Annotated in this window: 8 protein-coding genes; 6 read left to right on the top strand and 2 right to left on the bottom strand. The window is 38.1% G+C overall.

Features of this window, described 5'->3' with window-relative positions; translation table 11 throughout:
* Positions 1-171: 171 nt before the first annotated feature.
* The 6 genes from MMU07_RS18345 to MMU07_RS18320 all read left to right on the top strand — a co-directional run bounded on the left by MMU07_RS18345 (position 172) and on the right by MMU07_RS18320 (position 12,077).
* Entirely contained in the window at positions 172-5,310 is a 5,139-nt protein-coding gene (locus tag MMU07_RS18345; protein ID WP_241128061.1) for a PAS domain S-box protein, read from the top strand.
* A gap of 28 nt (positions 5,311-5,338) precedes the next feature.
* Positions 5,339-5,770 (top strand): response regulator, encoded by a 432-nt coding sequence (locus MMU07_RS18340; RefSeq protein WP_241128060.1) that lies wholly within the window; start codon positions 5,339-5,341, stop codon positions 5,768-5,770.
* A 7-nt stretch (positions 5,771-5,777) separates the two neighbouring features.
* The gene (locus MMU07_RS18335; RefSeq protein WP_241128059.1) at positions 5,778-6,806 is read left to right on the top strand and encodes a PAS domain S-box protein; all 1,029 of its coding nucleotides are present in this window, start codon (positions 5,778-5,780) and stop codon (positions 6,804-6,806) included.
* A gap of 354 nt (positions 6,807-7,160) precedes the next feature.
* Positions 7,161-8,675, top strand: a complete 1,515-nt coding sequence (locus tag MMU07_RS18330) for a phytoene desaturase family protein (protein ID WP_241128058.1) — start codon at positions 7,161-7,163, stop codon at positions 8,673-8,675.
* Positions 8,676-8,793: 118 nt separating this feature from the next.
* Positions 8,794-10,941 (top strand): alpha-glucuronidase family glycosyl hydrolase, encoded by a 2,148-nt coding sequence (locus MMU07_RS18325; RefSeq protein ID WP_241128057.1) that lies wholly within the window; start codon positions 8,794-8,796, stop codon positions 10,939-10,941.
* Positions 10,942-10,952: 11 nt separating this feature from the next.
* A complete protein-coding gene (locus tag MMU07_RS18320) occupies positions 10,953-12,077 on the top strand; it encodes an endo-1,4-beta-xylanase (RefSeq protein ID WP_241128056.1) in 1,125 nt (374 codons plus the stop codon).
* Between the two features lie 43 nt (positions 12,078-12,120).
* Here the strand turns inward: MMU07_RS18320 and MMU07_RS18315 are convergent, their stop codons facing one another.
* On the bottom strand, positions 12,121-13,809 hold the full coding sequence (locus tag MMU07_RS18315; protein WP_241128055.1) for a M56 family metallopeptidase: 1,689 nt from the start codon (positions 13,807-13,809) through the stop codon (positions 12,121-12,123).
* A complete protein-coding gene (locus MMU07_RS18310; RefSeq protein WP_241128054.1) occupies positions 13,806-14,177 on the bottom strand; it encodes a BlaI/MecI/CopY family transcriptional regulator in 372 nt (123 codons plus the stop codon). Before MMU07_RS18310 ends, MMU07_RS18315 begins: the two co-directional genes overlap by 4 nt.
* Positions 14,178-14,504 lie beyond the last annotated feature (327 nt).

Genomic DNA, 14,504 nt, shown 5'->3' with positions numbered 1-14,504 from the left:
AGGATACACATATTGATTTTTTTGGGTGTTTTCAATCCTAAAAAACCAATCAAGAATGGATAACAACTTGCAAAAATTTAGCAATAATTGGCATAAACTTCATCAATCCACTAGTTAGTTTATAGTTTTATATGTAAATTGAGATAGTGGATTTAGCAAAAGAACAATATAATGGGGAAAAAATCAGCAGATCAGATAGGGTTATCCTACAATAACGGTATAAAAAAAGTAACTGATTTTGAATCACTTTTTTTGGACAATCCTGCCCCAATGTATATATGGGAGTTTTCCTCGGGTCAGTTAACGGGATGCAACAATGCTGCCCTCTCTTTATATGGGTACGAAAAAGAGGCCTTTTTAAAAATGAATATCCGGGACATCCGCCCCCCCGAGGAGGTAACTAAGGTTGAATCCCTTATCTCTAATGAAAATAATTACCTCAATTTTGGCAAAAAAGCACACTTTGGGAACTGGATTCATAAAAAAAAATCCGGAGAAAAAATTCTCGTAGAAATAAAATCTAACCTGATTGACTTCAAAGGAAAAAAATCCTGTCTGGTCGTGGTGAATGATATTTCAGAATTGATAAAGACTGAGGAAGCCTTAAAAATATCTGAAAATGAATATAAAAAATTATTTAATTCCGGTCCACTACCTAAGTGGATCTATGATTTGGAATCATTCCGAATCCTTAATGTAAATGATTCTGCCTTGGCCCAATATGGTTACAGCAAAGAAGAGTTCTTAAACATGTCAATTGTCGACCTAAGGCCAAAACAGGACATTCCAAAGCTTTATGAGGCCCATTTAAATATAGATAAAAAAGGCGACCGTTTAAAATTTGGCGTATACACCCACATCAAAAAGGATGGCAAGCTGATGAAAATGGATATCACGGGCCAAAAAATTGACTACCAAGGTAAAAAATGCATTATGGTAACCTGTCAGGATGTTACCAAAAAAGAAATGCAAAGAAACCTTGAATGGCTTGAAATGGAACTTTTGGAAAATTCAATTTCAAACAAATCTGATTTACAATGTTACCTTTCTAACTACCTCTCTGGGTTAGAAAAAGAATTCCCACATATGATGGCTTCCATACTCAAAGTCAAGGATGGCAAAGTATGGAACTTAGCAGGACCATCCCTCCCTAAAGCCTATCTGGACGCCATCCATGGTGCACCCATCGGTCCCAAAGCCGGTTCCTGCGGTACATCAGCCTACATTAAAAAAATAGTGATTGTATCCGACATCAATAAAGATCCACTTTGGGCGGATTACAAAGATTTAGCTTTGTCTTTCGATTTGTTATCCTGTTGGTCTCAGCCTGTTTTCAATTCAGACTATGAAGTTATTGCCACTTTTGCTTGTTATACTTCCAAGGTATGGTCTCCATCTGAAGATGAAATGAAAATATTGGAACGGTCTGCTTCATTGCTTAGCCTTATTCTAGAAAACCACCAAAAAAACCTAGAAATCAAGGCAAGCAATGAAAGGTACAAGTACGTCACACTTGCCTCCAAGCATGCAATCTATGATTGGGATTTTACCACAGGCAATCTCTACTGGGGAAAAGGGTTTGAAACTCTTTTTGGCTACGCGGTCGATTCTTTACCTATCAATGTCACCCAAAAAGAGACCCTCATCCATAATTCAGATCTGCAAAAAGTCAAAAATTCCCTAGGACTATTTCTATCTGACTATAATTCTGAAAATTGGAAAGCCAAATACCGCCTCAAAAAAGCCAACGGAGAATTTGCTTTTGTGGAAGAACGGGCATTTGCCGTGAGAGACACTGATGGAAAAGTCAACAGGATGATTGGTGTCCTGAGTGATATTACCAAAGAAACTGTAGAAGAACAACTGCTTAAACTCACAGAAAGTGTTGTCAAAAACACAAGTGATGCGGTCCTGATTACAGATGCGGGAAAAAATTCAAATAATTCGCTTAAAGTAATTTATACCAATGCTGCATTTAGCAAAATAACAGGTTATTCTGCAGAAGAAATTTTTGGCAAATCTCCTGAAGTCATCATCAGATCAAATTCCAATCCTTCCGAAAATGAAAATTTGAGGGAATTGATGAAAAAGGGAAAGCCATTTGATATAAACATCATCTGTTACAAAAAAAATCAAGAGGAGTTTTGGAACAGTATTTCAGCAAGTCCGGTATTGGATGAAAAAGGGGATATTTCGCAATGGATTTTTATTCAAAGGGATATTTCAGAGTATCAAAACGAACTGATCCAAAAAAGACTGCTGTCAGAAATTGACCTCATTTTTAATAAAAATGAAAACCTGACATCGACGCTTAATTTAGTTTTAAGACATCTTGCCAATTTTGGAGAATTTTGCTATTCAGAATTATGGCTTCTTTCTCCCGACAAACAATCTCTCAATCTTATTTCAAATTATTCAAGGGAAGAGAAAATTGATTTTTTTGTTGAAAATAAAATTCCTGTCAATTCATTTTCATTTGGGAAAGGTTTGCCGGGAATCATCTGGGAGAAAGGAAAATTTGAGATTTGGGAAAATCTTGACCAACATCCGGGATTTATCAGGAAAAATGAAGCTCAAAAAACAGGATTGAACAAAGCATTGGGAATTCCATTAAAATTCAATGGCGAGGTTACCGGGGTTTTGATTTTTCTTGTAAATGAAAACTATCGTAAACTCCATACCTTCACGCTACTGGCTGAAAAATTAGAGACGTTTCTTGGTTCTGAGCTCCACAGAAAGCAGCTTGAACACCAACTCAGCGGTGTATTTAATGCCTCCCCAGACATCATTTGTATTGCAGGTTTGGATGGCTACTTCAAAAAAATCAATCCGGCAGCTATTGATTTGCTTGAATATAGCGAAAATGAATTAATGACTAAACAGTACCACGAGTTTATCCATCCTGAGGATAATATCATTTACAAGGCAGAGCTTGAATCCTTATTACATTCTAAGAAGATAGCATATACCGAAATCAGGTTAATTTCAAAATCCGGGAAATCGATTTGGTTTAGTTGGTCTTCTATATTTTCTCAAGAGGAAGGTTTGATATATGCCATAGCAAAGAACATCTCCAAACAAAAAGAACTTCAGGAATTATTGGAAAACGCCACCAATCTTTCAAAAATTGGTGGCTGGGAGATTGATTTTATCAACGAACAATTGATCTGGTCACCTATGACTATGGAAATCCATGAATTGGATGAAAGGGAAGTGCCTAGTTTTCATGAGGCCAGCAATTTTTATTTAGAGGAAAATCAAGCTGAAATAAGGGCAATTTTCAAAAAATCAATTGAAGACGGTAAATCTTTTCAATTTGACAGGCCCATTATTACCGCCAAAGGGAATGAAAAATGGGTTCGTTGTATTGGAAAACCTGAATACAAAGACGGTATATGCCACCGGATGACGGGAAGTTTTCAGGATATTCATTCCCAAAAAATAGCTGAAATCAACCTGAATAGGTCTATTCAGGCAATCAAGGACTATAAAAAAGCACTAGACCAATCATTCAATTTAACCATTACCGATCTCCAAGGGGTGGCTCTTGAAGTCAATGACCATACATGTGCACTCTCAGGCTATACCCGTGAAGAGCTGATAGGAACCCACACTCGGATCAATAAATCAGGATATCATCCCAAATCTTACTACCAAAATATGTGGCAAAAAATTTCCAAAGGAGAAATCTGGAGGGGAGATTTAAAAAACTTAAACAAGAAGGGGGAAGAATATTGGGTGGACAGTATCATCGCACCACTAAAGGATGAAAAAGGGAAGATCAAACAATACCTTGCAATCCGGATAGACATCACCGAAAAGAAAAAAGCAGAAGAATCTCTTTTGAAATCTTATGCCGAAAAAGAAGACATTCTTGAAAGCATCGGTGACGCATTTTTTAATGTTGACGAGGATTGGAAAATAACCTATTGGAATAAAAAGTCCGAAGAAATTTTCGCCGTAAAAAAAGCTGAAATCATCGGAAAAAGTATTTTGAGCGATTTTCAGAATAAACTTGAATTGGCGATTATCGATAAATTGGAAGGTTCTAAAATCCAACAGAAAACCTGCCATTTTGAACACTATTTCTCTAAATCTGATCAGTGGTTTGAAATCAGTGTATACCCCAACAAAAAAGGGCTCTCGGTCTACTTTAGAGATATTACCAAACAAAAGAAATACCTCGAACAAATTTGGGAGTCAAACAACAGGTTTGAGAAAGTTTCTGAAGCAACCAATGATGCCATTTGGGATTGGGATATCACCAATGATACTATTTATTGGGGAGGTGGATTCAAAGTACTTTTTGGTCATGAAGTCCCGAAGGTCTCCATTTCTACAAAAGATTGGTTAAATCACATTCATCCTGAGGATGCACCTACAATAAAAGAAAGTCTTAAAAAAAGCCTTAAAAACAAAAATGTCACCAATTGGACAGGAGAATATAGGTTTGAAAAGAAAGACGGAAAGTACGCATTTGTCGTTGATAGAGGAGTAATCATGCGAAATTCGGAGGGAAATCCGGTGCGAATGGTAGGTGCCATGGCAGATCTTAGCCGCCAAAAAGAGTATGAAGAATCATTGGAAAATTTAAATATAAACCTTAGGAGACAAGCAAGAGACTTGGAAATTTCAAATTCCGAACTTGAGCAATTTGCCTATATCGCCTCCCATGACCTTCAGGAACCTTTGAGAATGGTGACTAGTTTTCTGACTCAACTTGAAAAAAAATATGCAGGCACACTTGATACCAAAGCCATACAATACATAGGCTTTGCTGTAGACGGAGCTAAGCGGATGAGGCAAATTATTCTTGACCTTCTAGATTATTCAAGAGTCGGTAAAGTAGATACGACACTGCAGAGGTTTGACCTTGATGAAATAGTTAAGGAAGTGCTTTTGCTCCAGAAAAAAATCATCAATGAAACAGGGGCAATCATAGTCACTACAGACCTTCCATCTCTGAATTTCTACCCTTCTCCTTTTATCCAAGTATTTAATAACCTGATCAATAACGCACTAAAATATTCCAGAGAAGGAATCCGCCCTGAAATCCAAATCTCAGGAAAGGAATTTGAAAATGAATGGGTGATTTCTGTCAGGGACAATGGTATTGGAATTGAAAAAGAATATTTCGATAAAATCTTTGTCATATTTCAAAGGCTACACAAACGGGAGGAATTCGTTGGAACCGGAATGGGACTTTCAATTGTCAAAAAAATAATTGAAAACCTAGGTGGGAAAATATGGGTTGAATCAATAGTAGGAGAAGGAAGCACCTTCAATTTCTCCATTCCAAAAACCAATTAATTTTGAATTCTTTAAATAAAAAAATCCAATGAAACCAATTCACATCTTGTTAGTAGAAGACAATGAAGGGGACATATTTCTCATGCTTGAAGCTTTCGAAGACTTTCGCATCAAAAATAAAATCAGCATAGCCCGTGATGGAAAAGAAGCCATTGAGTTTTTATATAAGGAAAATAAATTCAAAGATGCTGAGAATCCTGACCTTATCATCTTAGATATCAACTTACCCAAAAAAAGTGGTCACGAGGTGTTGAAATCAATAAAAAGTAATCCCGGCACCAGTCATATTCCTGTAATCATGCTTTCTACTTCCTCTTCAGAAAAAGACATCACCCTTTCTTACCAAAACAGGGTAAACTGTTTTATAACCAAGCCCATTGAGGCAGATGAGTTTATGAAAGCCATTACTTCTATCGAAGATTTTTGGTTGAGTATCGTTTCTCTTCCTGAAAACAAATAATCTATAAATGATCAAAGATAAAAAGAAATATCAGGTATTGGTAGTGGAGGATAATTTGGGCGATTATGTTCTTGTGGAAGAATATTTGGAAGAAATGATTTTTGAGCCAAAGATCTTTCGATCCGAAAATTTTAAAGAAACCAAGGTTTTATTGACCGAAAACAAATCATATTTTGATGTAATTCTTTTGGATATCAGCCTACCTGATAAAAGTGGCGAACAGCTTATCTCCGAAATGATGGAGGTCGCAGGACATATTCCAATCATCGTCCTTACCGGGTATGTAGATGCTAATTTTGCCATTAAATCCCTGAATATGGGAGTCTCTGATTACCTTCTCAAGGATGAAATGAGCCCCGCGATCCTTCACAAAAGCATTGTCTACAACATCGAAAGAAACAAAAACATTGTAAAGCTTCAAGAATCAGAGCAAAGATATGCAGACTTATTCCAACTCAGCCCTCAACCTATGTGGGTCTTTGACCTGGAATCCCTAGAATTTCTGAATGTAAATCAAGCCGCAGTCCAACATTATGGCTACAGTTTGGAGGAATTTATGCGCATGACTATCAAGGATATCAGACCTAAAGAGGAGATGGAATATACAGATAACCTGCTGATATCTACACGAAAAGATAATCCCAAGCATCTCAAGGTAATCCTTAACCATGTAAAAAAAGACGGTACAAGAATTAGGGTCGAAGCGCATTCCAATGCCATAGAATTTATGGGCAGAAGATGTAGGCTCATTTTAATCAACGACATCACAGCGAAGCTTAAGTACCTGGATGCCATCGAAGAACAAAATGAAAAACTAAGGGACATTGCATGGGTCCAATCACATATCCTGAGAGCGCCACTTTCGAGGATGATGGGAATCATTGCTATGATTCAGAGAGAGGATTTAGAACTAAATGAAATCAAGGATTTTTTAGGTCATATTACCAATTCAGCATATGAATTGGATGAAATCATAAAAGATGTAGTAAAAAAAGCCCAACATGTCATTCTCAAAGATCAACAAAGGCCATCTTAGGTTTTTTAATTGAAAGCAATCTCTCCCAATTTTTACTTTTTTATAGGCATATACGCAATGAAGACAGTAAAATGGAAATTTAATATAATACCTAGCAATAAACTAAAACAGCCTTCACGACTTAATCAGGGCTACTAAGCTGTATGAAATATAATTTTTGGTTACTTGCATAGAGGCGTATATCTCTGTTCTTTCTACCTGTCCATATACATTCCCTTATTTTCTATTGGTCTAAAGGCTCTGATATTCAAGTTTTTTTTAACCTATAAAATTTTTATACAACCCAATACTTATTAACTTTAAGAAAGCTCGCTAGCCACAACTTTTTTTCATTTTGACCAAACCCAAAATAACATGAGAGATTCAAAAAAAATCAACATAATAGGTGGTGGTGTGGCAGGACTTTCTGCGGGCATATATGCAAGACTCAATGGATTTGAAGCCACCGTATTTGAAATGGTCAATCGGACAGGTGGGGCCTGCACTTCATGGGAAAAATCCGGTTACAATGTCAATGGTTCTATCCATTGGCTTGTGGGTTCGGCTCCGGGGATCGATTTTTATGAGATGTGGCGGGACTTGGGTGTATTGGACAAAATTGATTTTTATTATTACAACAGCTTTATCGAATACAAAAACATTGACGGTGTAGATGTGCATTTTTATACTGACCTGAATAAACTACAGCAGCATTTGTTATCAATTTCTCCCGTGGATTCAAGACTTATTGAAGAATTGATCCATTGTATCAAATTAGTAGCAGACGCAAACTTTACCATGGATCGGGCTTTTGGATTGCTTCAGGCATGGGACTGGAGTAAAGTATTTTTGAATGATATCCCTGCAGTGACAGCTTTGGGGAAGTTTAGCCATATGTCAATACATGAATTTGCCAAAAAATTCAAATCGAAAATTCTGAGGAAAGCCTTCCAAAACTTCTGGTCTCCCACTATGTCAATGAGTTTTATGGTGCTACAATTGAGTTATGCTTCCAATAGGATCGCAGGATACCCGATTGGCGGATCCGGAAAATTTATGGAAAAGCTTACCAATCGGTATATTGAATTGGGCGGAAAATTAGAGCTCGGAAAAAAAGTAAATAGAATACTTATCAAAAACCATGAAGTAACCGGAGTCCAAACAGAAGATTCAGCTATCCATCAGTCTGATTTTGTGGTATCTGCATGTGATGGTGCCTACGTATTGTTCAAGCTACTCGGGTCAAATTTTATTGATGAGGTGACTTTGGATGCCTATAGGACTTTGGAAACATTTCCATCTATGGTTTATTTTTCTGCAGGAATTGACCGGACCTTTGATACATCCGAGCCTTCGATAATAGGACATAGTATTCCATTGGCCAAAAAATTGAAGGTGGGTGATTTAGTCCATCACAGGGCTTCATTTCAGATCTACAACTTTGACCAGACCATCGCCCCTGAGGGAAAAACATTGATCACAGCATCCCTTGATACAAATTATGGATTTTGGCAAAAACTACATCAAAAAGGGGAAAAAGCCTACCGGGCGGAAAGGTCACGCATTGGGGAGGAATTGCTCAAAAATCTTGAAAGAGAATTTCCCGGCATTTCGAGTCAGGTTGATTTCATGGATATCGCCACTCCAATTACATTTGAAAACTGGACAGGAAACCACAACGGCTCCTACAGAGGATGGCTACCTTCTCCCAAGTCCACGAAAACCAAAATTTCCAGCCACTTTGCTGGTCTGAAGGGGTTTTATATGGCAGGACATTGGGTGGCCACAGGAGGCGGATTGCCACCGGCCGCATTTTCCGGTCGCGATGTCATCCAACAGATCTGTAAATTGGAAGGGAAAACTTTTGCAACCGACCAGAAAAGCATATAAAATGAGTGTTTTACTTTTGCCATATAAAATGACCTCCGTTTATCAAGATTACCTGACACTTTTTTGTAAAATTACCTAGCTTACTCATTGATCCTAAAATCAAACCTATAAATCCACAATGAAAATCAAAAAATCAGCGATCACGCTTTTACTTATTTCATTAGTAAGCGTTTGCTATGGGAATGACGGTTATAAACTCTGGCTGCAATACCTCCCTTTTGAAAACAAAGCCGTAAGAGATTATTACCGAGACTATTTGGAAAACATCACCATCGCAGGTGAATCCCCTACTCTAGTGGTCCTCCAAAAAGAATTTGAAATAGCATCTGAAGGTTTTTTCGGCCAACACATTTCTCCTGTTTTTTCAAAAACTACCGGATCAAATTTGACTTGGGTGCTCAAAATCGATGACTTACCAGCTGACACCAAAAGCAAACTGGGACCAAAACTCGATGAAATCCAGGAAGAAGGATATTGGCTGAAATCTTTTCAGGGAAAAATCATCATCACCGCCAAAACGGATATCGGATTATTGTACGGTTCTTTTGCTTTTTTGAAAGCCATACAGACAAGGGAAAAACTCGAAAACCTAGACCTTCTTGAAAATCCAAAAATCCAAAAAAGACTTCTCAACCATTGGGATAATCTCAACAGGACAGTAGAGCGAGGATATGCCGGCTTCAGTATTTGGAATTGGCACCGGCTTCCGATGCATATCGATCAGCAATACATCGACTATGCCCGGGCCAATGCTTCTATCGGCATCAATGGAACCTCGATTACCAATGTCAATGCCAATGCCTTGGTACTGACTCCTGAATATCTGGAAAAATCAGCCGCCATCGCTGATGCCTTCAGACCATATGGCATCAAAATTTACCTCACTGCAAGGTTCAATGCGCCGATGATCTTGGATAGTCTGCCCACCGCCGACCCTTTGGATCCGGCTGTTCAAGCTTGGTGGAAAAAGAAAACCGAAGAGATATATTACTACATACCTGATTTTGGAGGATTTTTGGTCAAGGCCGATTCCGAAGGACAGCCCGGTCCGCACAATTATGGAAGAACACAAGCCGACGGGGCGAATATGCTTGCGGATGCTGTCAAGCCTTTTGGCGGGATAGTGATGTGGCGGGCATTTGTCTACAATGAAAAAACACCAACCGACAGGATTCGGCAGGCATTTGATGAATTCAAACCTTTGGATGGGAAGTTCCGAGACAATGTCATTGTACAGGTAAAAAACGGACCGCTTGACTTTCAGCCACGGGAACCATTTCATCCGCTTTTTGGCGCCATGCCCCAAACTCCACTGATGATGGAATTCCAGATTACAAAGGAATACCTTGGGCAAGAAACACATTGGGTAAATCTCGCGACCATGTGGCAAGAAGTGCTACAATCAGATACCTATGCCAAAGGAAAAGGAAGTACTGTCAGCAAAGTTATAGATGGAAGCCTTCATGACTACTCTCTCACCGGTATTGCAGGAGTTGCCAATATTGGAACAGACAGAAACTGGACCGGGCACCCGACAGCCCAAGCTGATTGGTATGCATTTGGAAAATTAGCTTGGAATCCGGATAGCAATATTGACGATATCGCCGGGGATTGGCTGAAAATGACGTTTACCAACGATGCCGAATTTGTGAAAACCTCCTCAGAGATCATGCTCCAATCCCATGAAATTTTGGTCAATTATATGACTCCCTTGGGATTGCACCATATCATGGCTAGAAGCCATCATTGGGGACCCGGGCCCTGGGTGACAGGCGGCGGCAGGGAAGATTGGACAGCTACTTACTATCACAAAGCATCGGGAGAGGGCATTGGGTTTGACCGCACGGATAAAGGAAGCAATGCCTTGGCGCAATACCATCCTGAATGGAAAAAGATTTGGGGAAATTCAGACAAAATCCCATTGGAGCATTTGCTTTGGTTTCATAGAGTCCCTTGGGACAAAAAACTGAATACAGGAAATACCTTATGGACAGAGATGGCCTTACGCTACCAAAAAGGAGTCGAAGGTGCCAGATGGATGCAAAGCCAATGGTCCGCCCTGGAGGGAAAAATTGACGGAGAAAGATTTGAGCACATCAGTTCCTTTTTTAGAATCCAGGTAGCTGAAGCCGAATGGTGGCGGGACTCCTGCCTGCTTTACTTTCAGCAATACTCCAAAATGCCACTTCCCACCGGTGTCGAAAAACCCAAACACGACCTGAATTACTATTTAAACTTCAAAAGAAATTTTGTTCCAGGCATTTAACCAATATACCCATGAAACCTATACACCTATTTTCGATCTGTCTATTCCTCCTGCCTTTTTCTTCCCATGCCCAAGTAGGTATGAAAGATGTTTTTGAAGATGCTTTCACAATCGGTGCAGCTCTCAATTACCGACAAATAACCGGTCAGGAACCAAAAGCCACTGCTGTCTTAGAAAAACATTTTAACAGCATCACAGGGGAAAATCTGATGAAATGGGGACCGATTCATCCCGAGCCCGATAAGTATAATTTTGACCCGGTTGACAAGTTTGTGGCATTGGGAGAAAAACTCAATGCACAGATCATTGGACACACCTTGGTATGGCATAATCAAACCCCTAATTGGGTTTTTGAAGATGCTGATAAAAATCTCCTAGGAAAAGATGCATTGCTAAAAAGAATGGAAGACCATATTGAAGCGGTGGTGGGCAGGTACAAAGGCCAAGTGCATGGTTGGGATGTAGTCAATGAGGCCATTTTTGATGATGGCAAAATGAGAACTTCCAAATGGTACAATGCAGCAGGTAAGGACTTTATCAAAAGGGCTTTTATTAAGGCAAACCAAATGGATCCTGAAGCAGAATTGTATTACAATGACTACAACATGTGGAAACCTGAAAAAAGGAACACTGCTATATTATTGGCAAAAGAACTCCGCGCCGAAGGAATCAGAATAGACGGCATAGGCATGCAGGGACACTATGGACTTGAGTCTCCTTCTATCGAACAGATTGAAGCTTCCATCGTGGCCATTTCTGAAGCAGGATTATCTGTGATGTTTACCGAATTGGATATCGACGTACTTCCAAACCCTGTCAACAGACACGGGGCGGACATAGATGCCACTTTTGAGTCTGATGAAAAATACAATCCTTACAAAGACGGACTACCTGTAGAAATCCAGGCAAAGTTAGCAAAGCGCTATGGGGAATTGTTTGCGCTATTTTTCAAGCACCGAGACAAAATTACAAGGATTACGTTTTGGGGAATACATGATGGGGGAAGTTGGTTGAACAATTGGCCGATGAGGGGAAGAACTGCCTATCCAATGCCATTTGATAGGAATTATGATGAAAAATCTGATGTGATCAAGGAAATCCTGAAAGTGGCTGAAGTTAACAGTAACAACCCTTAACTTCAATAGTTCTTTTTTAAATTAAAGATAAAAGAAATGGTGCTTATTCATTTGAAATGACCACCATTTCTTTTTGACCATTCCTAGTCACATTGATGCCAAAACTTTTTCGGATGTCCACAATGGCATTCTTTTTTGGATAGTTTTCAAATTCATAGGTTAACATGGATTCTAATGCTCTATTGAGAAAATTCTCATGGTAATATTGATCAAATTCACCGCTTGGAAGAAGAAGGATATGTTTGATACGATACAAAACTTCAGCTTCATTTCCATCAGGATATCCAGCAATAATGGTATGGAGCTTTTTTCTCGCAAAAATATATTTCTCCTGATAATGGTCGTGGGTTGTTAATGTCAACCTGAATTTTTCTTTTTTCAAAAATTTCTTTTTTTCAATTCCCCTTACCTCAAATAAAGCGAAGTCGCCGGGAGAAAATTTTTCTAGTAAAGGTCTTTCTATTTGGTTTCCATCAACAGTTACTTCCAGATTTTTAGTGTTTAGCCAATTTTGCCAAGTATCTAATTTTATTTGCTTCTTTTCTGGAGGAGAAGAAAAATTAATTCTAATTAAGACACTGTCTTTGGCTTTTTGAAGTTTATAAAAAGTTTCTATCACATCATCTTCCAAAAAAGGAAATTCGGTAAGCTCCTCTTTTTCTTCTTGACTCAATTGATCATATGCTGCTTTTGCACCTTTAATGTCCAATTTTTCAAGTTCAAGGATATACTTAGACTCCTCACTTAAAGCCTCATTGATGTAGCTTTCAAAATCCTTCCCCATGAAATCGGGCAAAAATGAAGTCTTGTTTTGGTTGGCCTCGGATTGGCTTAATCCAGCCCCAAACAACAATATTATTGGAACCAATACTATTTTGAGCAACATGGATCGACGTTTGGAGGTGGTTTTTTTCATCATGATCAGCCTGTTTTTTGTTACCGAATAATTGATCGGGCTACTGAGATTAAACACAAATTCATTTCCTATGACCTTCGAAATCAATAATTTCTGGTATTGAATTATATCATTCGAACCTTCAATAACTACTCGGTCTGCCAAAAACTCATGGTTGAGCTGTATGGCCCTTTTATAAAATAGGAATATCGGATTAAACCAAAAGACAGATTTCAAAAGCTCTATTAAAAGAATATCTATGCTGTGCTTTTCTTTAATATGGGTCAATTCATGTTGAAGAATCCCAGGTTCAAGTCCTGGTCCACAATAGGTTTTTTGATTTACAAAAAGATAATTCAGAAAAGTGAAAGGCATAATTTCCTGATCAAGGAGAACCAATTTATACTTCTCCTTTTGAATAACCACACCGCTTTTGATCAGTTTGGCCATGCCAAGGATTTGAAATATGAACTTTACCAAAAAAAATAGTAGACCAAGCGTGTAAACCAAAATCAAAACCCCATACCAGTCCATAGTATTGAATCCCGAAATCGGTTGAGAAATTACTGGATCCGCTACAAGGAATTTGTCATTTGATGGCTGAATATCATGGTTAATAAAGATTTCTCGAATTTCAATCGTTGCGTTTTGCCCTGAAGAAATGATAGGAGGAAAAAAAGAGGGCAAAGAAATAAATGGGACAAGCAGAGAAAAAGCCAAACTTACCAAGAGAAAATACCTGTTGAAGGCAAACATATTCTCCTTTCTAAGAACAAAATGATAGAAAAGAAACAACACAGAAAGGCAAATACCGGAATTAAGAAGATAAGTAATCATTTCAATTTGGTTTTAATTTGATCCTCAATGATTTTTTTCAAAGACTCCAACTCCTTTTGAGACATATCAGTCTCCTTTGTAAAAAAGGATGCAAACTGGGAAGGTGAGTCGTTAAAAAAATTCTTCACCAACTCATTTACTTTTGATGAAAAATAGGTTTTCTTTTGAATCAGGGGGAAATATTCTCTGGAATTACCATAAACAGTATAACCTATAGCTCCTTTTTCTGATAGTCTTTTGAGAAGAGTAGCCACAGTAGTTACGGCAGGTTTTGGCTCAGGGAAGCCTTCTAAAAGGTCCTTCATAAATACTTTTCCCTTTAGCCAAATTATATTCATCAATTGTTCTTCACCATTGGATAAGTTCATATTCTATATATATAGAGTTTACTCTACAAATATAGAATAAAAAAGTAAAATTTTTAATTATTTTACAAATACAGCTACAATTTTATTTTGTCTTTGCTTGAATTCTGATTCGAATTCACATTTACCACAATTTTTAAAGGCTTTATGGAGAAAAATAAAATAATCAATAAAAATCATTGTTCATCAGTAAAATCAGGAGATCAAAAAAAACAAAACACTTGAATTATATATTTTTATACCTTTAATTTTATATGACTCCCCCTAACTTCACACGTAAGTCTGAACTGCCGCAATAATAAGTCTGTCAAATAATTTTTCTCCGAAATA

The sequence above is a fragment of the Cognataquiflexum nitidum genome, assembly GCF_022538055.1.
Classification (GTDB): domain Bacteria; phylum Bacteroidota; class Bacteroidia; order Cytophagales; family Cyclobacteriaceae; genus Cognataquiflexum; species Cognataquiflexum nitidum.
The sequence above is the reverse complement of the archived record's forward strand: the minus strand, read 5'-3'. Positions and strand labels throughout refer to the sequence as shown.